A 26,086-nucleotide genomic window follows, 5' to 3' on the forward strand; every position below is an offset into this window, starting at 1 on the left:
CCGAAATTGACGAGCCCCTCGACCAGGTGGGTGGCGAGGGGCTCTGTCGCCCAGGGCACCTTCAGAGGTTGAAGTGTGGGCCCTGAGCCCATGTGCACCGGCGGGGGATGTTCACCCGCCGGCTCGTCATCCAATCTAGGACCGTGGGGCAGGGCGTTCAACCAACGGCGGGCGAACGATTCTCCCGACCCGATTCACTCCCCGTTCACGTGTTCTCAGCGCTGGCGGAGTGCCCGGCGAATGGGGCGGTGGACCACTGGCGGAAGCATGAGGTGAGCTCCCTGCGCCAGAGTACCGAGCACCGGGCCGCGCGCCTGTATCCGTCGCGCCCAAGGCCGTGAGATCCACGTCTTGCTGATGGCTTCCTTCGTGTGGACCATCTCGACTGCACTGCGGAAGTACGGGGTCCCCCAGACCTGGTGGGATGGTCGGTCGCCTGACTCCAGCAGTCCCTCCACACGATCGGCGATCGTCCTTTTGGCGGGCTGCGTGCGATCGCCGAAATACCCTTCGAGCCAGACAGGTTCAGGGACTCCGACCTCGTCCTTCTTGATCTCGTCGAACGTCCGCAGCAGCCCGCTGTCCAGGAAGACGTGATTGCCATAGCGCTCGTGAACCCCGAGGTCGAGCACGAGTGCGACCCGGCATCCGTGGTCGATCGCCTCCAGGCATGCCGTGGACGACATCGTGATGAGCAGGTCGACGTGCGGGAGCTGCGTGGCGATGGGCGTGTAGTCGATGCGGAAGTTGGCCGGGAGCTCCTCACCCTTCAGGAGGTCGGCGGGGTGGTGCGCCATGCGATGGAACGTGTCCTCGCCGGGACGATGGCGGGGCTTGAGGACGAGTTCGCGGTCGGGGTGCTCCGCCGCGTATTCGATCAGCCGTCGATAGATGTGGAGCCGCTCGACCGGGCTGGCCGGGACCGTCGGCTGGTCGGCGAACAGCACGCTCTGGATCTCACCGCCACGCTCGGGCTCCGGGTCGCTCGACAGGAACGGCAGTCCGCTCAACACGAGATTGGCGTCGGACAGCCCGAGGGTGCGGGCCGTCTGGCGGAAGTACGCGAGGTCATGGGCCGAGTTGACCGCCACGACGTCCGAACCGGCCCGGTCGAGGTATCCCGCGGTGATCTTCTCGATGATGACGCCGACCCAGCCCGAGACGAGCACCGGCCCGGGGGCGCCTGGGCCCGATGCCTCGGACAGGTCGATGCTCAACCGCTGGGTCATCGGGCCCGAGAGGGCGCAGACGACCACGTCGGACCGGAGCGAGTCCTGGACGATCTCTGGCCAGGACCGCAGGTGCACGTCGTCGAACCCGGCGTCGCTGATCTGCCGGACCGACAACGCGGAGCGGGTGCGCGGGATCGCCACCCGGCAGGTGAACCCACGCGCCTTCAGCTCGTCGCGGATGCCGGCGCACCATTTCAGCTGCGAGTCGAACGCAGCAATGAGCAGGGCCGTGCGTGGGGCGAGGTGCGACACGAGGGAACCGTAGCTGCGGATCGGGTCGACTGCCGCTGCCGCGAGCGACACTTCACCGATTGTTGGTCTCGTGTTACGCCAACGCAGAGACAGGTTCGTGCTGAGGCGCCTGTTTCCCCTATCGGACTGGTGACGTTCCCGGTCGCGAGGTGTCGTGTTCACGTCCCGGTAGCCACTCCTTCCTACCTTCGTTTTCGCAGCCCGAGTGCACGACAGCATCCAGCTGGTGACAACGAGGTGTGCCGAAGAGGGGAGTCGTATGAGCCAGGACCTTGCCCCAGCGCCGACGTTCGCCGAGACGACGCCGGTGTCGGGAGTGTGGGTGGTGATCCCTGCGCGGGGCGGCTCCAAGGGCGTTCGCCGGAAGAACCTCCGCCTGGTCGGGGGTGAGCCGCTTGTCGCACGTGCGATTCGGACGGTCCTGGCCTTGGCGCAGGTTGACGACGTCTACGTCTCGACCGACGACCCGGAGATCGCGGGCGTCGCGATGCGAGCCGGCGCACGGGTCGTCCATCGTCCCGCTCGGATCTCGGGCGATCAGGCGTCGTCGGAGTCCGCGGTCGCACACGTGCTCGCTGAGATCGCCGAGGTCGCGCCACTTCCCGAGGTCGTCGTGCTGGTGCAGGCGACGAGTCCGTTCATCGCGCAGGAGGATCTTCAACAGGCCATCGACCTCGTACGGCGGGGCGACTGCGACGTGGCATTCAGCGCAGCCCGAGTCGACCTCCACCTGTGGCGAGAAGGACCGGCGGGCCTCGAGGGAGTCAATCACGACGCGCGACGACGCCGGCGTCGCCAGGATCGGCCGGTCGAGCACCGGGAGACGGGTGCGTTCTACGTCATGCGTACGAGCGGGTTCCTCGAGCACGGACACCGCTTCTTCGGCCGCTTGCGCGTGGTCGAGGTCGAGCCACTCGGCAGCCTGGAGATCGACACGGAGGCGGACCTCCGGCTCGCGGAACTCGTGCACGCCGCGCGTCAGACCGAGCCGACCGAACCGCACTCGATCCCGGCCCGAGCAGTCGTGACGGACTTCGACGGCGTGCACACCGACGACCGGGTCCTCATGGACCAGCACGGAATCGAGTCAGTCCTGGTCAACCGCTCCGACGGCATGGGCATTGCGTTGCTGTGCCGAGCAGGGATACCGGTCCTGATCCTCTCGACCGAGACCAATCCGGTCGTCGCGGCTCGGGCGGCCAAGCTGGGCGTCGAGGTGATCGCGGGCTGTGAGGACAAGCTCGCCGCGCTGACGACGTGGGCACACGACCAAGGGGTCGCTCTCGGCGATCTGGCGTACCTCGGCAATGACGTCAACGACCTCGAGTGCCTCAGGGCGGTCGGCTGGCCCGTCGTCGTCGCAGATGCTCGGCCCGAGGCCCTGGCCGCCGCTCCCATCGTCCTTCGCCGTCGCGGCGGCGAGGGCGCGATCCGCGAGCTCGCCGACCGCGTCCTCACCGCAACCACTGCACCACGAGAGCACGACAGGAAGGGGCTTCAGCATGGCTGAATGGATCCAGATCGGCGAGGAGATTGTCGGGCATGGCCGACCCACGTATGTCATTGGGGAGATCGGTATCAACCACAACGGGGACCTCGACGTTGCCCGGAAGCTGATCGACGTCGCAGCTCTCGCCGGCGCGCAGGCCGTCAAGTTCCAGAAGCGGACCCCGCACATCTCGACTCCTGAGGACATGAAGAGCACACGTCGGGAGACGCCGTGGGGGGAGATGAGCTATCTGGACTATCGCTACCGGGTCGAGTTCGAACGCGAGCAGTATGTCGCGATCGCCGCGTACGCCGCTTCGCAGCGTGTCGACTGGTTCGCCTCGCCGTGGGATGTGCCGTCCGTCGAGTTCCTCGAGTCAATGGGTGTGTCGACCCACAAGGTCGCCTCGGCATCCGTCACCGACATCCCGTTGCTCCGTGAGCTCGCCGCAACCGGCAAGCCCATCATCTTGTCGACCGGTATGAGCACGATGGAGCAGATCGACCGCGCCGTGGAGGTTCTGGGCACGGAGAACCTCGTCATCATGCACGCCACGTCGACGTACCCGCTGCCGCCGGATGAGGCGAACCTCAACATGATCCCGGTTCTCGCTGCTCGCTACCGGGTGCCGATCGGCTATTCGGGTCACGAGCGCGGTCTGCAGATCTCGGTCGCGGCTGTGGCCCTGGGTGCCGTCGCAGTCGAGCGACACATCACCCTCGATCGGACGATGTGGGGTTCGGACCAGGCGGCCAGCCTCGAGCCGCACGGCTTCATGAGTCTCACCCGTGACATCAGGATCATCGAGAAGGCCATGGGCGACGGCATCAAGCGGGTCATGCCGGGCGAGCTCAAGCCGATGCAGCGCCTGCGCCGCGATCCCGACACCACGGTCATCCCTGCATGACGACACTGAGCGCAACGGGTGAGGCCGCCGGGTGACGGACACCCCACGTGTGCTGGTGTTCACGGACTCCGACTCGTACGTCAAGTGGGGTGCGGCCCTGGCCAACCAGATCCCGAAGGACTGGTCGGTACGGCTTGTCTACGCCCGAAGCAACGCCGAGCCGAGCCCTCGCCAGCTGGCCGAAGCGCTCGAGGGATCGCGGTTCGAGGGCGACACGCCCACCCGGGTGGCGTTCGCTGATCTGCGAGACATCCTCGAGAACTGGCGTCCAGATGTGGTCGTCGCTGCCGCAAGGGGTCCGGCCGTGCACGCGTTGGTCGGCCTCATCGCCAACGTTCCGAGCCGGCCCGTGCTCGTGAGCGGGCTGGCCGGCATCTCGGTTCCCGTCATCCCGTACGGTCTGGGGTTTCGCCGCGCCGTCGACGTCTTCGTCCTGCACAGCCATCGCGAGCTGCGTGAGTTCGCGGTCGCCAGCGCACAGCTCGGCATCCGGCACACGTACGAGCTGGCGACGCTGCCGTTCCTGTCGTCGGCGCCCAGACCGGTCGAAACCGACTCGATGCGGCAAGCCACGGAGTCCGAACCCGCGCGTGACCGCATCATCTTCGCGGCGCAAGCGCTGGTTCCAGGCTCGCGGCGCGAGCGGACCTGGCTGCTCCTGCAGCTCATCGAGACGGCCCGCGCGCATCCGCATCTTGAGGTCGTGATCAAGGTGAGGGCGCGTGGTGGAGAGCCCCAGACGCACGCGGAGCACTTCTCGTACGAGGACCTGCTGACCAGGATCGTCGCCTCAGGAGAGCGCGTCCCGGAGAATCTCGTCGTCGAGAGCGGCGCGATGGGGCGCCACTTGAGGCGGGCGGTCGGGTTGGTCACGGTCAGCTCGACGTCGTTGCTCGAGGCGACCGCCGAGGGCATACCGTGTCTCGCCCTGACGGACTTCGGAGTCGGCGCGGAGCAGATCAATCTCGTGCTGACCGAGTCCGGGTTGCTCGGGACCACGCGCGACCTGGTCGCCGCGGCTTTCCGCCATCCTGATCCCGAGTGGCTCGAGGACAACTACTTCCACGATCCTGCGGACAACAGCTGGCTCGCACGGGTCGAGGCTCTGCTCGAGCTCCGGCGTCGTGATGGGCTCCCGCCTTACCCCGAATTGCCGCGGACCCTGGTGGCCAGAGCCCGTGCGCGGGCGTATCGGCACTTCGCATTCGCGTCCGCAGAGGGGAGCCGCCTGGAACGGATCGAGTCACGTGTCCTCGCCGTTGGCCTGTGGGGCAACCGTCGACGCCGCGAGATCGTACGAGCTGTCCGCCGGTTCGGGGCCTGACGTCGGCGCCGGGGACGAATCGCGGTTCACCGGGCGTTCACGTCATTGCCCCAAGGTGATCCAGTGCCGACGTCAGATCTGAGCTCGTTCGTGTCGGGAGAATCGTCGGCGTTGCGGCGGTCGACGCAGGCCCCGCCGGTGAGGACACTGGTTGACATCCTGCGTCAGACGGCGCTGGAGACCCCCGACGCCGCAGCGCTCGACAACGGCTCGAATGTCCTCACGTACCAGGAGTTCTGTGAGGAATCGGATGCGTTCGCGTCGGCACTGCGTGAGCGCGGTGTCGGGCGTGGCGACCGCATAGGGGTCCGGGTCGATTCCGGCACGCTCGAGCTGTACGTCGCGATCATGGGGATCCTCGTGGCCGGCGCTGCGTACGTACCCGTCGATGTCGACGATCCCGACTCACGAGCCCGCACAGTGTTCGCCGAGGCCGACGTCGCGGCGGTGGTCGGCAACCAGCTGATGATCACGTCCCGTCGAACCGGGAGCGCCACCGCGGTCGATGAGGAGCCACAGCCGAGCGACGACGCGTGGGTCATCTTCACGTCGGGATCGACGGGCAGTCCCAAGGGTGTCGCCGTCTCACATCGCTCTGCTGCCGCATTCGTCGACGCCGAAGCCGCGTTGTTCCTCCAGGACCGGCCGCTCGGGCCGGGCGACCGGGTGATGGCCGGGCTCTCCGTTGCGTTCGACGCGTCGTGCGAGGAGATGTGGCTGGCCTGGCGGCACGGAGCGTGCCTCGTTCCTGCCCCGCGGTCCCTCGTGAAGAGCGGGAGCGATCTCGGACCGTGGATGGTGGCCAACAGCATCACGGTGGTGTCGACGGTCCCGACCCTCGTCGCGCTGTGGCCGCCCGGGGTGCTCGACGACGTACGCCTGCTGATCGTCGGCGGTGAGGCCTGCCCGCCCGAGATCGGTGATCGGCTCTCTGCTCCCGGCCGCGAGCTGTGGAACACGTACGGCCCTACTGAGGCAACAGTGGTTGCCTGCGCCGCGCCCCTCGAGGCGGGCACCCCCGTACGCATCGGGCTGCCGCTTGCCGGATGGGACCTCGCTGTCGTCGACGCCGCCGGACAGCATGTTCGACCCGGAGAGGCAGGGGAGCTGATCATCGGCGGAGTTGGGCTCGCCCGCTACCTCGACCCGGCCAAGGACGCCGAGAAGTACGCGCCGATGCCGAGCCTCGGATGGGATCGCGCCTACCGCAGTGGCGACCTGGTCACGTACGACGAGGAGGGCCTGATCTTCGTCGGCCGCGCAGACGAGCAGGTCAAGATCGGCGGTCGGCGCATCGAGCTCGGCGAGATCGACAGCGCCCTGCTCGGGCTTCCCGGGGTCGCGGCCGCGGCTGCGGCGATCCGTACCACCGAGGCGGGCAACCGCATCCTCGTCGGTTACGTGGCGACCGAGCCCGGTTTCGACCTGGCCGGCGCATTGACCGTGCTGCGCGGTCAGATGCCCGAGGCGCTCGTCCCCCGCCTCGCCCGCCTCGACACCATGCCCACCCGAACCTCGGGCAAGATCGACCGCGACTCCCTGCCCTGGCCACTGCCGGGGATCGATGCGTCCGGGGACGAGAGCCACTTCGAGGGCACGAGCGCGTGGCTCAAGTCCATCTGGCTCGACCTGCTCGGAGCGGTCGTGACGAGCCCGGCCGACGACTTCTTCGTCCTCGGCGGGGGAAGCCTCAGTGCCGCCCAGCTGGTGGGGCGGTTGCGGGAGAAATTCCCCGAAGTCACGGTTGCTGACGTGTACGAGAATCCGTCCGTTGCGGGTCTCGCGGCGGTCCTCGATGCCATGTCGACTGCGCGCTCGAGGCAGAACAACCCGGTACGACCGGTGCGCGCGTTGACCCAGGCAGCTCAGATCGCGCTGACGATCCCCCTGCGGACCTTGAGCGGTCTGCGGTGGCTGACCTGGGTGGCGACCGGCAACCACGTCGCTGACGCGATGCTCGGCTGGTCCTGGCTGCCGCAAGTCTCATGGGGATGGATCGTCGTCGGCTGGCTCCTGCTGATCGCTCCACCAGGACGAATGCTTCTGGCAGCGTTGGGTGCGCGTCTCCTATTGCGTGGTGTGACGCCTGGTACGCATCCGCGCGGCGGCGGGGTCCACCTCCGCCTGTGGCTCGCTGAGCATCTCGCCGATGAGCTGCGCGCGGGATCCCTGTCGGGCGCAGCGCTCCTGACGATGTATGCACGGGCGCTCGGCGCGCGGGTGGGATCGGACGTGGACCTGCACTCGCTGCCGCCCATCACCGGAATGCTCGACATCGGCAGCGGCGCATCGATCGAGCCCGAGGTCGATCTCGGCGGCCATTGGCTTGACGGCGACACGGTGCACGTCGGCACGATCACGATCGGGGCGGATGCCCGGATCGGGGTGCGAAGCCTGCTTGGCCCCGGGTCACACGTCGGGGCGGGAGCGGAGATCGGCCCGGGTTCGGCCGTCTTCGGCAGCGTCCCAGCGGGGGAGTACTGGTCGGGTGCGCCGGCTCGCCGCAATGGACCCGCTCGTGGTCCTCTCACCAGCACGCGAGCGCCGCGTCGGCGGCGATGGACCGTCGCGTACGCCGCCGTGGCCGCCGGCATTGCACTGCTGCCCGTACTCGCGCTGAGTGCGGCCGCGCTTGCCGTCGCACCATTCGTACGTTCGGCCGACGACCTCGGCGAAGCTGTGCTTCGCACGTCGATTGCGGCCCCCATGGGCGTGCTGATCGGGTTCGCCGTACTCGCCCTGCTCGTGCTGGCTTCGGTGCGCCTTCAGTCGATCGGTCTGTCCAGTGGCACCTATCCGGTGCACAGCTTCAGGGGGTGGCAGGCCTGGTCAGTCGTCCGGCTGATGGACGAGGCGCGCACGTGGCTCTTTCCGCTCTACTCCAGCACCTTGACACCGGCCTGGCTGCGAGCACTCGGCGCCCGGATCGGCGAGGGTGTGGAAGCCTCCACCGTCCTGATGTTGCCCGCGCTGACCTCCGTCAACGACGGCGCCTTCCTCGCCGACGACACCATGCTGGGCATGTATGAGCTCGGCGGCGGATGGCTTCGGATCGAGCAGGTCAAGATCGGGCGTCGGGCATTTGTCGGCAACTCGGGCATGACCGCGCCGGGACGGAAGGTGCCCAAGGGCGGCCTGGTCGCGGTGCTGTCTGCCGCGCCGCGTCGCGCAGAGGCAAAGGCCGGCACTTCCTGGCTCGGCAGCCCGCCACAGAAGCTCCGGCGATCGTCCGAGAAGACCGACGACACCAGGACACATGCTCCCCCGCGCCGACTGCGCGCCGCGCGGGCGATGGTCGAGCTGGCCCGCATCCTTCCGCTGATCGTGGGCGGACTGCTCGGGCTCTGCGTCATGTTCGGGCTGGAGCGGCTCGCTGGTGAGGGTTGGGCGATCGCGGCAGCGTTGTCGGGCGCGGTGTTGATCGCCGCCGGTGCCTCGGCCGCCATCGTGGCCGCCGGTGCCAAGTGGATCCTGGTCGGCAAGCTGCGGGCTGGCGAGCATCCGCTGTGGAGCAGCTTCGTCTGGCGAAACGAGCTTGCCGACACGTTCGTCGAGGTGCTCGGGGCACCGTGGTTGGCGCGCACGGCATCGGGAACGCCCATCCTCAACCTCTGGCTGCGGTCGCTCGGCGCTCGTGTCGGCCGCGGCGTGTGGTGCGAGACCTACTGGCTTCCCGAAGCGGACCTCATCAACCTCGGTGCCGGAAGCACCGTCAACCGGGGCTGCGTGGTGCAGACGCACCTGTTCCATGATCGGATACTCAGCATGGACACGGTCTCGCTCGAACCAGGATCAACGCTCGGACCCCACAGCGTGATCCTCCCCGCCGCTACGATCGGCGCGCATGCCTCGATCGGTCCGGTGTCGCTGGTGATGCGTGGCGAGTCCGTGCCGAAGAAGACTCGCTGGATCGGCAACCCGATCGCGCCGTGGGCCGACGACGACACCATCGTGGCCTCCCGGTGACGCCGGCACTCTCCGCCGGTGTGGAGGACGACCGCTACGTCCCGACCCACGGTGACCCCTCGTTCGACGTTGCTCACTACGATCTCCAGCTCGACTACAGCATCGAGTCGAACCGGCTCTCCGGTCGGGCCACGATCAGGGCCACCGCCCTTGACGATCTCGATCAGATCGAGCTGGACCTCTACCGCCTGCGGGTGTCGAAGGTCAGTGTCGACGGATCAGCGGTGGCCAAGTACACGCAGCGCAACCACAAGCTCGTCGTCCGGCCGAGGGGCCGCGTTGCAGCCGGAAGCACATTCACCGTCGTGGTCTCGTACGCCGGATCACCCCAACCCATGCCAGGGCTCGACGGGGACGCAGGCTGGGAGGAGCTCGCCGACGGCGTGATCGTGGCGTCGCAGCCGCACGGGGCGCCGTCCTGGTTCCCGTGCAACGACCGGCCGTCCAACAAGGCGACCTATGCCATCGAGATCACGGCGCCGTCCAACTATTTCGTGGTGGCCAACGGCGTCCTGGAGAGCAGGCGTCGTCGCGCGGGGGGCACGACCTGGCGACACGTCGAGGAGTCGCCGATGGCGACGTACCTCGCGACGGTCCAGATCGGCCGCTACGACGTGGTCGAATCAGGCAGCGGCGTGCCGATTCGCACGGTCCACCCCGCCGGGAAGAAGGCAGCCAGCGGTGGGCCGTTCTCCCGCCAGGACGAGATGATGAGCACCTTCGTCCGGCTTTTCGGGCCCTATCCGTTCGCGACCTACACCGCCGTGATCACCGAGGACGAGCTCGACATCCCGCTGGAGGCGCAAGGACTCGCGGTCTTCGGCTCGAACTTTGCCACTGAGGACTGGGACAGCGAGCGGCTCGTTGCTCACGAGCTCGCCCACCAGTGGTTCGGCAACAGCGTGACCCTCACCCATTGGCGCGACATCTGGTTGCACGAAGGCTTCGCCTGCTATGCCGAGTGGCTGTGGTCCGAGGGGTCCGGCCGTCCGTCTGCCGAGCATCATGCCCGATTCCACTGGGACCGTCTGAACGGTCTCGCGCAGGACTTCCTGCTGGGTGATCCCGGCCCTGATCTGATGTTCGACGACCGCGTCTACAAGCGCGGCGCGCTCCTGCTGCACGCCCTCCGCACGAGTGTCGGCGATGACCGGTTCTTCGAGGTGCTGCGCGCCTGGACCGATCGGCATGCTCACGGATCGGTGACGACCGATGACTTCATCGCGTTGACCGGTGAGCTGTGCGGGGATTCGGTGGGTGGGTTGTTCGATGTCTGGCTTCGGGAGGTCAGCCTCCCGGCGCTGACCGGATCATGACAAGTTCGGGCTGAATGCTCGACAGTACTGTCGCTGCGGCGACGTACCCCTCAGGACTCTTCACGTCGAACATCCACGCGGGTGCGTCGAGCGGCGCCTCGGCGGGCCAGGCGAGGAGTGCCGGTGCTGAGCCGGGCGGGGTCACGTCGATCAGATCGGGATCGACCATCAACCCGTGACCTGTGGCCTTGACGATCGACTCCTTGCGCACCCAGGTCGCCACGTCAGGTGAACGTCCCGGGACCTGTCGGGCCTCGACGTCGATCCCGACCGGGCCTGCGTCGGACACCGCGAGCACGGCGAGCTGGCCGGCCCGGGACAGGCTCACGTGGATTGGTGTGCGTGACTCGAGACCGAGGACGTACGGCTTGCCGTGCTGGTCGCTTCCGCAGGATCGGCAAGCTCGCACGATGCGTACGTCGTCGCAGTCGGCATCGGCGAATGACGCGGCCATTCGGGCCAGCTCGTCGTTCGCCGCCGCAGATGTCGCCCAGCCGACCACGAGGCGTCCGCGATTCCCTCTGCTCGCGTCCGTGGCCACGTGATCGGTCTATCACGGGGAACCGAGCGCTGTTCATCGCGTCGTCGCTGGACATCCACCGGACCGACGTCGACGATCCCTAGCTTGCTGGCATGAGCACTGACTTCGAGACTTCCGCAGGCCTCGACATCGACCGTCTCGGTGACTACTCCGTGATCGACATGGAGGACGACGACCCCGTCCTGCTCGATCACAGCGGACAACCCATTGACACCTGGCGGGAGGGATATCCGTACCCGGCCCGGATGGACGTCAACGAGTACGAGATGCAGAAGCGCCTCCTGCAGATCGAGCTGCTGAAGCTCCAGAACTGGATCAAGAGCACAGGTGGGCGGCTCGTCATCGTGTTCGAGGGCCGCGACGCCGCAGGCAAGGGCGGCACCATCAAGCGGTTCACCGAGCACCTCAACCCGCGAGGCGCGAGAGTCGTCGCACTCGAGAAGCCCAGCGAGCGGGAGTCCACGCAGTGGTACTTCCAGCGCTACGTGCAGCACCTCCCGGCGGCGGGCGAGATGGTGCTGTTCGACCGATCCTGGTACAACCGCGCTGGCGTCGAACGCGTGATGGGGTTCTGCTCGGACGACCAGTACGACGAGTTCATCCGGCAGGCGCCGACCTTTGAGAAGATGCTGGTCAGCGATGGTCTGCACCTCATCAAGTTCTGGTTCTCCGTGTCCGCCTCCGAGCAACGGACCCGTTTCGCGATTCGGCAGGTGGACCCGGTCCGGCAGTGGAAGCTGTCCCCGATGGACCTGCAGTCCCTCGACAAGTGGGATGCGTACACCCGCGCCAAGGAGACGATGTTCGCTCGCACGGACACGGCTGTGGCTCCGTGGACTGTCGTCAAGAGCAACGACAAGAAGCGGGCCCGCGTCGAATCCATGCGGCATGTGCTGGCGCAGTTCGACTATGACAACAAGGATCACGGGCTGGTCGCCCGGCCTGATCCCTTGATCGTGGGGCCTGCGGCGGAGCTGTTCCGGGACGCCACCGACTGACCGCCCTGGACAGCACGTGGTCGGGTGGAGGTCGCAGTGCCGTCGCCGCCGCGCCGGCGCTGCCCACCCGAACTATGCTGCCCAGAGGCGCCGACGCAGCTGATGGTCAGCGCCACCCATCCGTGATGGAGGCAGCTTCGAATGACTGGCAGGAAGCCCATTCGATCGGAGAGCCTTGTGACACGTGCGGCCGCGCATCTACGACTTGCCGACTCCGCCACGGACGAGCCCGCGGCGGGTGTCGAGCAGCTACTGAGTCGTGTGGGTCGTGGGGACGAGCGGGCCTTCGCCGCCCTGTACGACCTGCTCGGCGCGTCGGTCTACGGACTCGCTCGCCGGGTCGTACGTGATCCGGCACGGGCCGAGGAGATCGCCCAGGAGGCGTTCATCCAGGTCTGGCAGTCGGCGGCGCGCTTTGATCCCGCGCGTGGCAGTGCCAAGGGCTGGGTCTTGACGCTCGCCCACCGCCGGGCGGTCGACGCCGTCCGGCACGACCAGGCGGCGACCAACCGCGAGAACCGCTACGACTGGTCCAACGGTCCCGACTTCGACGAGGTCGAGGAGACGGTGAGCACGACGCTCGAGCACGAGCAGGTGCGCCGGTGCCTGGACGGGCTCACCGAGCTCCAGCGCGAGGCCGTCAACCTGGCCTACTACAACGGTCACACGTACGCCGAGGTCGCCCAGGTCCTCGACACCAACCCGGCAACGATCAAGACCCGCATCCGGGACGGTCTGGTCCGTCTGCGCGACTGCATGGGAGTTCCGGCATGACCACAGACCTGCATTCCCTTCTCGCTCCGTACGTCCTGGACGCGCTCGACGCCGATGAGCGCAGCCAGTTCGAGGCGCATCTCGAGCACTGCCCCGACTGCCGGGCCGAGCTCGGCGGCCTCCAGGCCACCGCGACCCGGCTCGCCGAGGCGCAGAGTCACGAGCCTCCGGCGGGTCTGCGCCAGCGGCTGGTGTCGGCGATCGGATCCGTGCCGCAGGAGCGCCCTCTCGTCACGGCGATGAGCCAGCGCGGCGGGCTGCGGCGCAGGCTTCCACAGCTCGTTGCCGCGGCCGCCCTCGTGCTGGCGGCGGCCGGAGCAGGCGGCTATCTGGTCGAGCGTGACCGGGCCGACGAGCAGCGTCAGCAGAACGTCGCGATGACGTCGGTCCTGGGTGCGGCTGATGCGGCAACCGCATCGCAGGCTCTTCCGGGTGGCGGCACGATCCGGTTGGTCACCTCCAAGAGCCGCGATGCCGCGGTGGTGGTGGCCGACGGGCTGCCGGCCCTCGAGGACGACAAGGTCTACCAGGTCTGGCTCGTCAGGAGCGCTGACGCGGAGTCCCAGGGCACGTTCTCGCGATCCGGTGCGATGGTCATGAAGGATCTCGCCGAGGCCGACCAGCTGGCGGTCACGGTCGAGCCGGACGGCGGATCCAAGAAGCCGACGACCGCGCCGATCGTCGACGTCCCGATCTGACCAATCCGCCGGACCACTGGCTCCGAATCCCCGGGTAGAACCGATCGTTCGGACCAGGGAGTTGCAGCATGCGCAGACGACAGATCGCCGTCATCGGAAGTGGAGTGGCAGGGCTGACGGCCGGCTATCTCCTCCAACGGGTTGCCGACGTCACGTTGTACGAGGCGGACGGCCGGCTCGGTGGCCACGCGCACACGCACGAGCTCCTCGACCCGGATGGACGATCGCTCCGCGTCGACAGCGGGTTCATCGTGCACAACCGGCGCACCTATCCCTTCCTGACCCGGCTGTTCGACGAGCTCGGCGTCGAGACGCAGGAGTCGGAGATGAGCATGTCGATCCGTTGCGACGGGTGTGGGTTGCAGTACGCCGGCGCGCGGCGCCTCAGCGGCCTGTTCCCCACGATGCGCAACGCGACGAATCCTCGCTATCTCTACCTCCTGAGCGAGGTCGTGCGCTTCCACCGCCGTGCTCGACAGCACCTGGCCGACACCGGGGCCGGCGAGATGACGCTCGACGAGTTCCTGGCCGAGGGCCGCTTCAGCCGGTACTTCCGCTCACACTTCGTCGTGCCGATGGTCGCCTGCGTGTGGTCCTGCGCGCCGGCCGAGGCGGGCGCCTACCCGGCGCGCTACCTGTTCCAGTTCCTGGCCAACCACGGCATGTTGTCCGTACGCGGGTCGCACCCCTGGCGCACGGTGAAGGGCGGATCGGCGAGCTATGTCGACAAGGTCGGCAAGCGGCTCTCGGCGGTCAACCTCCTGACGCCCGTGACGTCCGTCAGCCGTACCGCGCACGGCGTCCGGATCATCGACGCGGACGATCAGGTGGCCGACTTCGACGCCGTCGTCATCGCGACGCATCCGGACCAGGCACTCGCGATGCTCGCCGAGCCGACGGCGGCCGAGGCCGCCACCCTGGGCGCCTGGACGTACTCGAAGAACCGCGCGTCGTTGCACACCGATGCCTCCGTCCTGCCGCCGGCGTCGCGGGCTCGTGCCGCGTGGAACTACCAGATGCCGGCCTGCGACGCGGCCGGCACCGAGGTCCACGTCACGTACGACATGACCCGTCTGCAGCGCCTCCCGAGCGAGTCGCGCTACCTCGTCACGCTGAACGGGGACGAGTCGGTGGATCGGGCACACCTGATCGCCCAGATGGTCTACGAGCATCCGATGTTCACGCCCGGCTCGGTCGCGACCCGGGCGAACCTGCCGGCACTCAACGACGGCGTCATCGCGTTCGCGGGGGCCTACCACGGGTGGGGCTTCCACGAGGACGGCTGCCGCTCGGGGGTCGTCGCGGCCGCGAGTCTGGGAGCTGACTGGTGAGCCGCCGCGAGGCACTCGCGAGCTACGACGTCACGATCGGGCACAGCCGGAGTGACGTCGTGTCGTACGCGTTCACGAACCGTGGCCGGACCTGGCTGGTCGACCTCGACGACGTGCCGCAGATGCCCCGGGGCCTGCGCAGCCTGTGCTCGTTCGACGCCGGTGACCACCTGGGTGACGCTTCGCGGTCGATCCGCGAGAACGTCGACGACTGGCTCCGCTCAAGGGGCGTCGAGCCGCCTGCGGTCATCCGCATGCTCGCCAGTCCGCGTGTGCTGGGCCACGTGTTCAACCCGCTCAGTCTGTTCTACTGCCACGACCCGGACGGGACCCTGACCCACGTCGTGGCCGAGGTCCGCAACACGTACGGCGGGCGGCGCTGCTACCTGCTCGAACCCGCCCACGACGGGCGAGCGACGGTCGACAAGACGTTCTACGTGTCACCGTTCCACGGCGTCGACGGGCACTACGAGCTGACCGTGCCGGCGCCCGGCGAGCGGCTCGCGGTGACCGTGACGCTGCAGCGGCCCGGCCGGTCGCCGTTCGTCGCGACGATGCGCGGTGTCCGCCGCGCCGACGCGCGGTTGTCCTCCGCGCTGCGAACCCCTTGGGCGACGCGGACCGTCAGCCTGATGATCCGTTTCCACGGCATCCGGCTCTTCCTCAAGGGCCTGCGCCCGGTGCCGCGCACAGACCGCAAACCCGCCGACCCGATCCGGAGTCCACGATGACCGTCACCTCAGCCGCGCGTTCCACCACGATCGACGCCTCCCGTTGGCCTGATGTCGCCACCCCACCTCGTCGACCGATGCGGGCCGCGATCGCCGCGAGGGTCGTGAAACGCATGCTGGCGGGCGTACCCATCACGGTGCTCGGTCCCGACCGGCGCCGCCTGGGCGGAGGTGGTCCGGACGACCCGACGCTGCACCTGCACCACCCACGGGCGTTCTACGACCGCCTCGGCAGCAACGGTCTGATCGGCTTCGGTGAGTCGTACATGGCGGGAGACTGGTCCAGCGACGACCTGGCCGGCGTGCTCACGGTCCTGGCCGCCCGGATGTCGACTCTCGTCCCGGCGCCGTTGCAGCGGTTCAGGTCGGTGGCGATGCCTCGACGTCCGCGGACCGACGCCAACACGGCAGCCGGCGCGCGTCGCAACATCCAGCGGCACTACGACCTGTCCAACGACCTGTTCGCCACGTTCCTCGACCCGACGATGAGCTATTCCTCCGCGCTGTTCGAAGCCGGTTCGCCGCTGGGCGGCCAGGACCTGCAGCGGGCCCAGCAGCGCAAGGTCGATCGCCTGCTCGACGTGACCGGCGTCAAGCCCGGGTCCACGGTCCTGGAGATCGGGACGGGCTGGGGCGAGCTGTCCCTCAGGGCTGCTGCCCGAGGTGCCCGGGTGACGACCGTGACGCTGTCCGGCGAACAGGCAGCCCTCGCCCGCATCCGGATCTCCGAGGCAGGCCTCGCCGACCGAGTCGACGTGCAGGAGCTGGACTACCGCGACGTCGCCGGCACGTACGACTGCGTCGTCAGCGTGGAGATGATCGAGGCCATCGGTTCTGACCAGTGGGACGAGTACTTCGCCCGGGTCGAGCACCTGCTGTCGCCCGGCGGCCGGTTAGGGCTGCAGTCGATCACGATGGGGCACGAGCGGATGCTCGCCAGCGCCCGGACGTACACCTGGATCCTGAAGTACATCTTCCCGGGCGGGCAGATCCCGTCCACCAGGGCGATCGACGAGAGCGCGACACGTGCCGGACTCCGCACCGAGTCGACGTTGATGTTCGGGCCGGACTACGCCGAGACACTGCGGCGCTGGCGCGACACCTTCGAGTCGCACGCCGAGCGGGTGGACGCACTTGGCTTCGACGAGGTGTTCCGGCGGATGTGGTCGCTGTATCTCGCCTACTCAGAGGCCGGCTTCAGGTCGGGCTATCTCGACGTCGCGCAGATCGTCATGCGCAAGCCGGGAGGCGCGTCATGAGCGACCTTCCGGTCAACGCGCTGGTGGACTCGCTCGCCTGGAGCGCGGCGGGGATGGCGGGGACACTCGTCGTCACGTACGCCGTCGCCAAGCGGATCCACCGCCACAACGTCATCGACACCGCATGGGGCCTGCTGTTCGCCTGCGCCGCCGTGGCGAGCTTCGCCGGGTCGGCCGGCCATGGCGACGCCGGGCGCCGCTGGCTGCTCCTGGCGCTGACCGTCATCTGGGGGACCCGGCTCGCGCTGCACATGGCCCGCAGGAGCAGCGGGCACGGGGAGGATCCTCGCTACGCCAAGCTGCTGGAGGGCCGCGGTGAGCTGGGCACGATCCTGTCCGTGTACGTCCTGCAGGGCGTGATCGCGTTCATCGTCGCGATGCCCGTGGTCGTCGGGTCCCTCATTGCAGAGCCGATGGGCGTGCTGGCGTACGTCGGCGCCGTCGTGTGGCTGGTCGGCATCGCCTTCGAGGCGGTCGGCGACCATCAGCTGGCGGCGTTCAAGGCGGACCCCGACCACGGGCCGGTCATGGATTCGGGGCTGTGGCGATTCACGCGTCACCCCAACTACTTCGGTGACGCCTGCGTCTGGGTCGGCATCTTCCTGGTTGCTGCCGAGCACTGGCCCGGCGTGCTGACGGTCTTATCGCCGGCCCTGATGGTCTACCTGCTCGTCTTCGGCTCGGGGAAGCGCATCCTCGAACGCCACATGGCCGAGCGGCCCGGCTATCGCGCCTACATGGAGCGCACCTCGGGCTTCTTCCCGCTGCCGCCCCGCCGTTGAGTGGCGTGCGCCCACGACAGGAGGCCGCTTCGCGAGGAAGTCTCAGGTCGTCAGCCTGTCACTGCGCGGATCGGGAGTAGGATCGGGCTGCGTGCGTCCGGCAACGGCGCGCCGCCCGCCGAACACCTGGGGTTCAGATGGTGACGTCCCTCGACGAGAAGACCATGATCGAGCTGGTCTCCGCGCTGGCCGAGTCCACGACCATGGGCGACGCGGTCGAGCACGTCGTGGGATTCGCCGTACGGTCCACCGGCACCGCGTTCGGCGGCATCACGTTGATCCAGGCCGGCGGTCGCCGGTTCGAGACGGTCGGGGCGACCCACCCGCAGGTTGTCCGAGCCGATCAGCTGCAGTACGAGCTGAGGGAAGGCCCCTGCGTCGACGCCGCCGTCGAGATCCGCAGCCTGCATTCGGAGTCCCTGGGCGACGACCCGAGGTGGCCACGGTGGGGCCCGGCGGCTGCTGAGCTGGGTTTCCACAGCATCATCTCGGCCGAGGTCCACGGCCGTGGTCAGCGCATCGGTGCCCTCAACCTCTACGGCAGATCCCCCATGGCCTTCACCCCGGACGACGTCGACATGGCGCGGATGTTCGCCGGCCACAGTGCCATCGCGCTGGCCAACGCCAGGAGCGAAGAGACTCTGCTCCAGGCGCTCGACACCCGGACGATGATCGGCCAGGCGCAGGGGATCCTCATGGAGCGGTTCGACCTGGACGCCGACCACGCGTTCTCGGTGTTGCGCCGATACTCCCAGGAGTCCAACCGCCGGATCGGCGAGATCGTCAAGGAGATCGTGGCGACGCGCCAACTGCCCGAGTGCGTCGAGGCCATCGCCGGGGAATGACCACGCCCGGCCTGGCTCCGCATGGGAACCGGGCGCGCGTGATCAGGAGGTCAGGCCGGCGACACCGCCCGTGAGCCGCGACGGTTGCCGACGCGGTGCCCCAACGCCACCAGCCCGAAGCCGACCCCGAAGATGGCGCCGGCGACGAGTCCGTAGCTGAGTGGGAAGTCCTGGGGATCGAAGGCCTCCCGGTTGCCGTTCACGGCGTCGAGCAGCAGGTAGACGGACTGATAGACGAACGCCCAGAGGTAGGCGATGGCGTACGCCGTGTTGGCGGCAAGGTGCGACCGGAGGAAGAACCCCAGCGGGAACGCCAGGAGGACCGTGACGACGGCGATCATGACGACGCCTCAATCCATCACGGTGGTCGAGCGTCGTGCCGGCGAGAACATCAGCACGAGCGAGGTGAGCGTGAGGATGACGAACACCGTCACGAGGACCTTGATGGCCGCCGGGACGTCGACGAAGAACGCCGGCAACGCTGACAGCATCGAGACGATGCGGGCTCCTGCGGCGACGCGGATGGCCGCCCCACTCGCCGACCGCCAGGCGATGATCACCGCGATGACCGTGATCAGCCCGCAGATCGAGCTGAGGATGAGGATGCCCTGCGGAGGGCCGGTCTCGCCGTCGGGTGTGCTGACGAGGAAGCTGGGCAGGTCGGAGAGCCCGAGCAGCCCGGCCAGCGCGAGACCGACCTTGTTCTTGGTGGTGAGGATCATGATGAGCTCCTTGTCGTGGAAGGTGATTCCACGGTGGCGCGGCGCGCGTACCCCAAGATGTGTGCCGGTTCCTCATTGTCCGGAGTTTTTCCCGGCCTGCCTAGGTGCAGGTTCCCGGGTCTTTTGCCCTGGTTTCTCGGCATCATGTGGGAATGGATCGCATTCGCGTCGTGCTGGCCGACGACCACCCCGTCGTACGCGGTGGGTTGCGCGCGCTGCTCGAGTCGATCGACGGCTACGAGGTCGTCGGGGAGGCGGTCGACGGTGAGGGGGCCGTCCGCGAGACGCAGCTGCAGCGTCCTGACGTGGTGCTCATGGACATCCGCATGCCGGGCATCGACGGCCTCGAAGCCACCCGTCGAATCCACGCAGCCGTACCGGAAGCCATGGTCCTCGTCCTCACGATGTTCGACGACGACGACACCGTCTTCGCGGCGATGCAGGCCGGCGCCCGCGGCTATCTGCTCAAGGGTGCGCAACAGGCTGAGATAGACCGGGCGATCCGGGCGGTGGTGGCCGGGGAGGCGATCTTCGGACCGGGAGTCGCGGCGCGCGTCCTCGGCCACTTCAGCCAGCCGAGGGTGGCGCCGGAAGTACCCTTCCCCGACCTGACCGACCGCGAACGAGAGGTGCTCGACCTGGTCGCCGCCGGCAAGCGCAACCACGCCATCGCCGAGGAGCTCGCGCTCGCGCCCAAGACCGTCGCCAACCACATCTCGTCGATCTTCGCGAAGCTCGCGGTGTCCGACCGGTCGGCCGCAATCGTACGGGCTCGCGACGAGGGACTCGGCAGGCCGAGATGAGCGAGTGGTTCCTCGGCGCGAGCATCGCGGCATTCGCCATCGTCACCGGCGTCAGCGGAGTGGTGCTGATGTATGTCCGCCGGGCATCGGTGTGCGGGGCGCTGCTCGTGGTTGTCGCGCTCACCGCCCTGGGTGCCCTGGTGCTGCATGCCCGCGACCAGGCACCCGATGTCGAGTCGGCGTTGCGCATCGGATCGACGATGCTGGCCTTCCCGCTCGCGGTCGCCGCCTATCCGCGCTGGAGCTGGCGCAAGCCCGTCGACTTCCTGGCCGTGACGACGTTCGCGGCGGCCGGGGTCATCGCGGTCGCGGCGCCACGCGAGTCGCACACGGCTGAAGCAATGGGAGTTGTCATCGGGCTCGTGGTCATCATGCATGTGTGGTGGCGCCTGGAGACGGCAGACGATGAGTCACGGGTGCCACTCCAGTGGTTCGCGGTGACCGCCGGGACGGTCGGCCTGGTCGGCGGCCTGCTGATGTTCTCCGCCGAAGGAACGACCGGCAACGCGCCATCGTCGGTCGTCGCCTTGATGTGCGGGGTGATCGCGCCGGCGATGGTGGTCGGCGTGCTCCGCCCGGACGTGGTGGACGTCCGTGGCCTGATCGTCTGGGGAGTCGTCGGCTTCGTGGCGGTCATCGCGTACGTCTCGGTGTTCGCGGGCTTCGTCTCGGTGCTCGACTGGACCGGCGCGCCCGACCCGTCACCCGGAGCGCTCGGCGTGGTGGGCGCGGTCCTCGCCTTCGGCTTCCACCCCCTCATGGTCATGCTGCGCGGGGTCGTCGACCAGCTGCTGTTCGGCGACCGGCCCGATCCGCTGCAGGCGGCAACCCGGGTCGTCGACCGCATCGGGGACGACCCGGTCCTGGCGCTGCGAGCCATTCGCGAGGCGCTCGTCCTGCCGTACGCCTCGCTGCGGGCGGAGGGACAGACGCTCGCGACCTCGGGCACCGAGGTCACCCACACGCGTACGCTTCCGCTCCGGCTCGGTGACGACGCGGTCGGCGAGGTGGTCGTCGGCCTGAGGGCGGGGGAGCTGATGCTCTCAGCCGACGACGAGCACGTGCTGCGGATCGTCGCGCCGCTGCTGGCGCAGACATTGCGAGCGACAGCGCTGGCCCGCGACCTGCAGGAGTCCCGCGGCGCCGCGATCGCCGCGATCGAGGACGAGCGCCGCAGGTTGCGGCGTGACCTCCACGACGGACTGGGGCCGACGCTGACGGGTGTCGCGTTCTCAGCCGACGCGGCTCGCAACCACCTCTCGACGGACACGGAGGCGGCCGACGCGTTGCTGGCACGCCTCCGCGACGACACCGCGGGCGCGATCTCCGAGGTTCGTCGCCTGGTCGAGGGTCTGCGCCCGGCGACCCTCGACGAGCTCGGCCTCGTGGGTGCCGTGCGACAGCATGCGGCCAGCCTGCACGCGGCCGAGGGCAAGCCGTTGGAGGTCACGATCGACACCCCGGAGACGCTCCCCGACCTCTCGGCGGCGGCGGAGGTCGCGGCCTACCGGATCGTCGTGGAGTCCCTCACGAACGTGGCCCGGCATGCCGCGGCGACCAAGGTCGAGGTCAGCATCTCCGCGGACGAAGGGTTGCTGCATGTCTCGGTCCGAGACGACGGAGTGTCGACGAAGCAGTGGAAGCCCGGTGTCGGACTCTCGTCCATGCGGGAGCGGGCCGAGCAGGTCGGCGGCAGCGTGGTCGCGTCGGCGCGCCGCGACGGCGGCCGGGTCGACGCGGTCATCCCGCTCTGACGCCGCTGCTCAGGAGGGCGCCGAGCTGCCGTTCGGCCTCGGCGAGACGCCGCTCGAGCGCGCCGATGCGGTCGTAGAGGTCGACCAGCGTCAGACCGTCGGCGACCACGCCGGCCCGGCCCTGAGGGAAGGGCCGGGCCGGTGGGCCGTGGTCAGTCCCGCCAGAAGTCCTGCAGCTTCTCGGCGGCCTCCTGGACCTTGTCGCCGTACCCGCCGTCCAGCGCCTTCTGCCGGATCTCGTCGCGGAACGCCTTGCGCTCGTCGCCGGGTTCCATGGCCCGCAGCTTCGTGAGGTCCGACTGCAGCTCGTCCGGCAGCAGTGCGAACACCGCCTCCCGGTGGGCAGCTCGGCGATCGAAGCGCTTCTCGATCTTGTCGCCGTACTTCCCGGCCTTGGCGTCTGCCGCGACCTTCTTGACGGCATCGGCTCGGGCCTGCCCCTTGAGCTGACGGGCCGCCTTCATGTCTTCGTGGAACGCGCGGCGATCCTCCTTCGCCTCGGCGTTGGCCTCGAGGCTCGCCGGCTCCTGGCCGAGCTCGGTCTCCAACGTCGTCGCGGTCTGCTCGACCGTCGCAGTGGCCGGCTCCGAGGACGACGAGAGCCAGAGCGCCGACACGAGTGCGGCGGCGATCGCGAACACGAGTCCGGTGAGCCAGAGCCTGCGGCCGACAACGGTCTTCAAGCTGGAAGTGGTCATCAGTCCATTCCTTCACGGTCATGGTCGGGCCGTTCCCGACGATCCTCACCTTTCGCCCGCCAGGCAAGGGGATCGTCAAGCCAATGTTCGAGGATCGTAAGGATCATCCGCGGAACCGCCTGCCGAGGCCGCATGTCCTGTTTCATGTATCCGTGAGCACTGCGGGAAAGGGCTTGGTCCTCGTCGTCGAGGACGACCGCTCGATCGCGGACGTCCTGCGCCTCTACCTCTCGCGGGCCGGCTACGGCGTGCACGTCGAGCACGACGGGTCCCGGGGACTCACCCAGGTCACGACCCTCCGGCCGGCGCTCGTCCTGCTGGACGTCGGGCTGCCCGACCTCGACGGCGTGGAGGTGTGCCGGAGGATGCGCGCGCAGGACGACTGGACGCCGGTGATCTTCGTGACGGCGCGTGACGACGAGGTCGACCGTGTGCTCGGCCTGGAGCTGGGCGCGGACGACTACGTCACGAAGCCGTTCTCGCCCCGTGAGCTGGTCTCGCGGGTCGGCGCGGTCCTGCGCCGCAGCTCCGGGAGCGTCGACGCGTCCTCGCTCGACCTTGGCCGCGTACGCCTCGAGCCCGGCACGCGGGAGGTGACGGTCGACGGACGCAGCGTCGATCTCACCGCGACCGAGTTCGACCTCCTGGCCGCGCTGATGCGCCGTCCCGGCATCGTGTTCAGCCGCGAGCAGCTGCTGTCGACGGTCTGGGGCGCCGCGGCGTACGGGCAGAGCCGGACGGTCGACGTCCACATCGCCCAGCTGCGCGCCAAGCTCGGTGACGAGTCGCCGATCCGTACGCACCGTGGCGTCGGCTACTCGGCGGTGCGGCCGTGACGACCTCGTTGGCACGTCGCATCCTGCTCGTGACACTGGCCGGTGGTGTCGTCGTGGCGCTGGTCGCCCTCGTCCTGACCGTGCCGGTGGTCAAAGGCGTGGCGAGGGACCAGGCGCGCGAGGAGCTCGTACGCTCCGTCGACAGCCTCGCGGCGAAGCCGGCGGCCGCGGCCAGGCTCATCGCCCAGGAGCAGAAGGTGCTGGGTCGCGACGACCGGCGCTACGGGATCGTGCGACGCGGCGGCAACGTCACCGGTGCGGCCGGCGACCTCCTGACCGATGCGCAGGTCACCGAGCTGCTGGACACCGGAACCCTGTCCGCGACCTCCACGGTTGGCGGCGAGACGATCCTGATCGAGGGACGCAGGACCAAGCGGGGCTATTCCGCCATCGCCGCGCAACCGGTCGCGGGGGTCGACGAGGCGACCGACGCGCTCCGTCGTCGGCTGTTGCTGGCGCTGCTGCTCGGCCTCGCCGCCGCCGGGACCCTCGGCCTGATCCTGTCCCGTACGCTCACCCGCTCGGTCGCCGCCGCCGCAGGAGCGGCCCGTCGGCTCGCCGCGGGGGAGCGAGGCGTGCCGATCGGCACCTCGTCCGTACGCGAGTTCGACGACATGGGCCGTGCGGTGGCGTCGCTCGACGAGGCCCTGACGACCAGCGAGGGGCGTCAGCGCGAGTTCCTGCTGTCGGTCTCCCACGAGATCCGTACACCGCTGACCGCCCTGCGGGGGTACGCCGAGGCGATGGCCGACGGAGCGATCGAGCCGGAAGACGTACGGGCAACCGGCGAGACGCTGGTCGCGGAGACCGCGCGGCTCGACCGGTTCGTGAGCGACCTGCTGGCGCTCGCGCGGCTCGAGGCCGATGACTTCACGATCGAGCCGCAGGAGGTGTCGTCCGCGAGCCTGTTGAGCGACCTGGGGCAGGCCTGGCAGGCCACGTGCGAGCGCGAAGGCGTGTCGTTGCGGGCCGAGGCGGGCCCGGCCAGGGTGTACGCCGATCCGATGCGCCTGCGCCAGCTTCTCGACGGGCTCGTCGAGAACGCCGTCAGGGCAACCCCGACGGGTGGGGTCGTCGTCCTGCGGAGCGTGAGCACGGCGACGGACGTCGTGATCGAGGTCGAGGACTCCGGGCCCGGTCTCGCGCCCGCCGATCTGGACGAGGCGTTCGAGCGTGGGGTGCTGCACGCGCGATATCGCGACGTGCGGTCCGTCGGCACCGGGCTCGGCCTGTCGATCGCGCACCGGCTGGCGACACGCATGGGCATGCGGCTCGAGGTGCGCAACGGTGCCGACCGGGGCGCGGTGTTCGCGGTCGTCGTGCCGATACGCTGACGGCGTGGTCTATCGCGCCTTCTTCGACGCCGTCTTCCGCTCGATGGATCCCGAGAAGGCCCACGAGCGTGGCTTCGCCGCGATCCGCGCGGGCCGGTTCGGCACCCGACTGGTGTTCCCCCAGACCCACGCCCCGCGCACGGTGATGGGCGTCGAGTTCCCCCACGCATTCGGGCTGGCGGCCGGCTTCGACAAGAACGCCAAGGCGGTTCCGGGTCTGCTGGCCCTCGGCTTCGGCCACGTCGAGATCGGCACCGTCACGGCACGGGCCCAGCCCGGCAACCCGCGACCACGCCTGTTCCGGCTCGTCGACGACCGGGCGATCATCAACCGCATGGGCTTCAACAACGACGGCGCCGCCGAGGTGGCCTCGCGGCTCCATCGACTCCGCGGCACCAAGGCCGGCCGGGCGGCCGTCATCGGCGTCAACATCGGCAAGACCAAGGTCGTCGAGCCCGAGCACGCCGTCGCCGACTACGTCGAGAGCGCCCGGTTGCTGGCCCCGTACGCGAGCTACCTCGTCGTCAACGTCTCCTCGCCCAACACCCCCGGCCTGCGTGACCTGCAGGCGGTCGACGAGCTGCGGCCGCTGCTCCGCGCCGTCAAGGAGGTCGCCGATCGCGTGCCGGCCGGGCCGGTGCCGCTGCTGGTCAAGATCGCGCCCGACCTCGCCGACGCCGACGTCGACGCCGTCGCCGACCTGGCTCTCGAGCTGGGGCTCGCCGGGATCAGCGCGACCAACACGACGATCGCCAGGCCCGCGTCGCTCAAGACCCCCCGAGACGTCATCGAGGCCGCCGGAGCGGGCGGCCTCTCCGGGCCGATCCTGGCCGAACGGGCCACGGAGGTCCTCGTACGTCTTCGGGCCCGAGTGGGCGACAGGCTCGCGATCATCTCGGTCGGAGGAGTCACGACACCCGACGACGTACGTGCGCGACTGGCCGCCGGAGCCGACCTCGTCCAGGGCTACACGGCCTTCATCTACGAGGGTCCGAGGTGGCCGTCGCGACTCGCTGCCGCTGCAACCTGAGGCAGTCCCGGCCCCGATTTCCTCCCGGGGCCGATCACCCTGTATCTTTGGCTGTCGGCTTGCCCCTTTAGCTCAGTCGGCAGAGCGTTTCCATGGTAAGGAAAAGGTCTACGGTTCGATTCCGTAAAGGGGCTCTGGACTCGGATCACATTTGGGTCCTTCGGACATGGGGCAACTCATGACCGTTTTACGGCTGGGTAGCTCAGGTGGTCAGAGCACACGACTCATAATCGTGGGGTCGCGGGTTCGAGTCCCGCCCCAGCTACCAGAACGACTTGCATACGTACGACCTTCAGCATCACCGATCAAGAAGAGGCACCCTCGTGGCCAGCAAGAGCTCAGACGTTCGTCCCAAGATCACCTTGGCCTGCACCGAGTGCAAGGAACGCAACTACATCACCAAGAAGAACCGTCGCAACGACCCCGATCGTCTCGACCTCAAGAAGTTCTGCCCGCGCTGCAAG

25 protein-coding genes and 2 tRNA genes are annotated in these 26,086 nt (G+C 68.8%); 21 read left to right on the forward strand and 6 right to left on the reverse strand.

What is annotated here, in order from left to right; translation table 11 throughout:
* Positions 1–215: 215 nt before the first annotated feature.
* Entirely contained in the window at positions 216–1,535 is a 1,320-nt protein-coding gene (locus V6M46_RS09030) for a DUF6716 putative glycosyltransferase (protein ID WP_332663953.1), read from the reverse strand.
* 208 nt (positions 1,536–1,743) lie between these two features.
* On the opposite strand from V6M46_RS09030, the gene V6M46_RS09035 reads away from it, so the two are divergent.
* The 5 genes from V6M46_RS09035 (at position 1,744) to V6M46_RS09055 (ending at position 10,486) form a co-directional block, all read left to right on the forward strand.
* A complete protein-coding gene (locus tag V6M46_RS09035) occupies positions 1,744–2,994 on the forward strand; it encodes an acylneuraminate cytidylyltransferase (protein WP_332663955.1) in 1,251 nt (416 codons plus the stop codon).
* Positions 2,987–3,880 carry an N-acetylneuraminate synthase family protein gene (locus V6M46_RS09040; protein ID WP_332663956.1) on the forward strand — a complete coding sequence of 298 codons (894 nt, stop codon included), beginning with the start codon at positions 2,987–2,989 and terminating at the stop codon, positions 3,878–3,880. The genes V6M46_RS09035 and V6M46_RS09040 overlap by 8 nt, the downstream gene beginning before the upstream one ends.
* 31 nt (positions 3,881–3,911) lie before the next feature.
* Entirely contained in the window at positions 3,912–5,204 is a 1,293-nt protein-coding gene (locus V6M46_RS09045; protein WP_332663958.1) for a DUF6716 putative glycosyltransferase, read from the forward strand.
* A gap of 138 nt (positions 5,205–5,342) precedes the next feature.
* On the forward strand, positions 5,343–9,170 hold the full coding sequence (locus tag V6M46_RS09050; RefSeq protein ID WP_332663961.1) for a Pls/PosA family non-ribosomal peptide synthetase: 3,828 nt from the start codon (positions 5,343–5,345) through the stop codon (positions 9,168–9,170).
* Positions 9,167–10,486: a M1 family metallopeptidase gene (locus tag V6M46_RS09055; protein ID WP_332663964.1), complete on the forward strand. Its 1,320-nt coding sequence runs from the start codon at positions 9,167–9,169 to the stop codon at positions 10,484–10,486. Before V6M46_RS09050 ends, V6M46_RS09055 begins: the two co-directional genes overlap by 4 nt.
* Here V6M46_RS09055 and V6M46_RS09060 read toward each other — a convergent pair.
* Complete coding sequence (locus tag V6M46_RS09060; protein WP_332663966.1) at positions 10,458–11,027, reverse strand: 4'-phosphopantetheinyl transferase superfamily protein; 570 nt, start codon at positions 11,025–11,027, stop codon at positions 10,458–10,460. The genes V6M46_RS09055 and V6M46_RS09060 overlap by 29 nt on opposite strands.
* A 92-nt stretch (positions 11,028–11,119) precedes the next feature.
* Here V6M46_RS09060 and ppk2 point away from each other — a divergent pair, with 92 nt between their 5' ends.
* The 8 genes from ppk2 to V6M46_RS09100 all read left to right on the forward strand — a co-directional run bounded on the left by ppk2 (position 11,120) and on the right by V6M46_RS09100 (position 18,445).
* A complete protein-coding gene (ppk2, locus tag V6M46_RS09065; RefSeq protein ID WP_332663967.1) occupies positions 11,120–12,025 on the forward strand; it encodes a polyphosphate kinase 2 in 906 nt (301 codons plus the stop codon).
* A 177-nt stretch (positions 12,026–12,202) separates the two neighbouring features.
* Positions 12,203–12,799, forward strand: a complete 597-nt coding sequence (gene sigK, locus V6M46_RS09070) for an ECF RNA polymerase sigma factor SigK (RefSeq protein WP_332663970.1) — start codon at positions 12,203–12,205, stop codon at positions 12,797–12,799.
* Positions 12,796–13,497 (forward strand): anti-sigma factor, encoded by a 702-nt coding sequence (locus V6M46_RS09075; protein ID WP_332663972.1) that lies wholly within the window; start codon positions 12,796–12,798, stop codon positions 13,495–13,497. Before sigK ends, V6M46_RS09075 begins: the two co-directional genes overlap by 4 nt.
* A 68-nt stretch (positions 13,498–13,565) precedes the next feature.
* Positions 13,566–14,828 (forward strand): NAD(P)/FAD-dependent oxidoreductase, encoded by a 1,263-nt coding sequence (locus tag V6M46_RS09080; RefSeq protein WP_332663974.1) that lies wholly within the window; start codon positions 13,566–13,568, stop codon positions 14,826–14,828.
* Positions 14,825–15,559, forward strand: a complete 735-nt coding sequence (locus V6M46_RS09085) for a DUF1365 domain-containing protein (RefSeq protein ID WP_332663976.1) — start codon at positions 14,825–14,827, stop codon at positions 15,557–15,559. Before V6M46_RS09080 ends, V6M46_RS09085 begins: the two co-directional genes overlap by 4 nt.
* Positions 15,556–16,818 carry a class I SAM-dependent methyltransferase gene (locus tag V6M46_RS09090; protein WP_332663978.1) on the forward strand — a complete coding sequence of 421 codons (1,263 nt, stop codon included), beginning with the start codon at positions 15,556–15,558 and terminating at the stop codon, positions 16,816–16,818. The genes V6M46_RS09085 and V6M46_RS09090 overlap by 4 nt, the downstream gene beginning before the upstream one ends.
* Positions 16,815–17,600 (forward strand): DUF1295 domain-containing protein, encoded by a 786-nt coding sequence (locus tag V6M46_RS09095; RefSeq protein ID WP_332663981.1) that lies wholly within the window; start codon positions 16,815–16,817, stop codon positions 17,598–17,600. Before V6M46_RS09090 ends, V6M46_RS09095 begins: the two co-directional genes overlap by 4 nt.
* Positions 17,601–17,740: 140 nt before the next feature.
* On the forward strand, positions 17,741–18,445 hold the full coding sequence (locus tag V6M46_RS09100; protein ID WP_332663983.1) for a GAF and ANTAR domain-containing protein: 705 nt from the start codon (positions 17,741–17,743) through the stop codon (positions 18,443–18,445).
* 50 nt (positions 18,446–18,495) lie between these two features.
* Here V6M46_RS09100 and V6M46_RS09105 read toward each other — a convergent pair whose 3' ends face one another.
* Complete coding sequence (locus tag V6M46_RS09105; RefSeq protein ID WP_332663985.1) at positions 18,496–18,786, reverse strand: hypothetical protein; 291 nt, start codon at positions 18,784–18,786, stop codon at positions 18,496–18,498.
* A gap of 9 nt (positions 18,787–18,795) precedes the next feature.
* Positions 18,796–19,167, reverse strand: a complete 372-nt coding sequence (locus tag V6M46_RS09110; RefSeq protein WP_332663987.1) for a hypothetical protein — start codon at positions 19,165–19,167, stop codon at positions 18,796–18,798.
* A 152-nt stretch (positions 19,168–19,319) separates the two neighbouring features.
* On the opposite strand from V6M46_RS09110, the gene V6M46_RS09115 reads away from it, so the two are divergent.
* Both V6M46_RS09115 and V6M46_RS09120 read left to right on the forward strand, forming a co-directional pair.
* Positions 19,320–19,970 (forward strand): response regulator transcription factor, encoded by a 651-nt coding sequence (locus tag V6M46_RS09115; protein WP_332663989.1) that lies wholly within the window; start codon positions 19,320–19,322, stop codon positions 19,968–19,970.
* Positions 19,967–21,724, forward strand: a complete 1,758-nt coding sequence (locus V6M46_RS09120) for a sensor histidine kinase (RefSeq protein WP_332663992.1) — start codon at positions 19,967–19,969, stop codon at positions 21,722–21,724. Before V6M46_RS09115 ends, V6M46_RS09120 begins: the two co-directional genes overlap by 4 nt.
* Here V6M46_RS09120 and V6M46_RS09125 read toward each other — a convergent pair.
* Together V6M46_RS09125 and V6M46_RS09130 are read right to left on the reverse strand one after the other, a co-directional pair.
* On the reverse strand, positions 21,711–21,833 hold the full coding sequence (locus V6M46_RS09125; protein WP_332663994.1) for a hypothetical protein: 123 nt from the start codon (positions 21,831–21,833) through the stop codon (positions 21,711–21,713). The genes V6M46_RS09120 and V6M46_RS09125 overlap by 14 nt on opposite strands.
* 43 nt (positions 21,834–21,876) lie before the next feature.
* The gene (locus V6M46_RS09130; protein WP_332663997.1) at positions 21,877–22,422 is read right to left on the reverse strand and encodes a hypothetical protein; all 546 of its coding nucleotides are present in this window, start codon (positions 22,420–22,422) and stop codon (positions 21,877–21,879) included.
* Positions 22,423–22,574: 152 nt separating this feature from the next.
* Here V6M46_RS09130 and V6M46_RS09135 point away from each other — a divergent pair, with 152 nt between their 5' ends.
* The 6 genes from V6M46_RS09135 to rpmG all read left to right on the forward strand — a co-directional run.
* On the forward strand, positions 22,575–23,258 hold the full coding sequence (locus V6M46_RS09135; RefSeq protein WP_332663999.1) for a response regulator transcription factor: 684 nt from the start codon (positions 22,575–22,577) through the stop codon (positions 23,256–23,258).
* On the forward strand, positions 23,255–24,592 hold the full coding sequence (locus tag V6M46_RS09140; protein WP_332664002.1) for a sensor histidine kinase: 1,338 nt from the start codon (positions 23,255–23,257) through the stop codon (positions 24,590–24,592). Before V6M46_RS09135 ends, V6M46_RS09140 begins: the two co-directional genes overlap by 4 nt.
* 4 nt (positions 24,593–24,596) lie before the next feature.
* A complete protein-coding gene (locus tag V6M46_RS09145) occupies positions 24,597–25,622 on the forward strand; it encodes a quinone-dependent dihydroorotate dehydrogenase (protein WP_332664004.1) in 1,026 nt (341 codons plus the stop codon).
* Positions 25,623–25,683: 61 nt separating this feature from the next.
* Positions 25,684–25,756: transfer RNA gene (locus V6M46_RS09150), tRNA-Thr, on the forward strand.
* 57 nt (positions 25,757–25,813) lie between these two features.
* Positions 25,814–25,890 (forward strand) — tRNA-Met (locus V6M46_RS09155).
* Between the two features lie 55 nt (positions 25,891–25,945).
* Positions 25,946–26,086: 50S ribosomal protein L33 (gene rpmG / locus V6M46_RS09160; RefSeq protein WP_332664006.1), on the forward strand; the 141-nt coding region annotated here is incomplete at its 3' end.

The organism is Aeromicrobium sp. (genome assembly GCF_036676885.1).
Taxonomy (GTDB): Bacteria; Actinomycetota; Actinomycetes; order Propionibacteriales; family Nocardioidaceae; genus Aeromicrobium.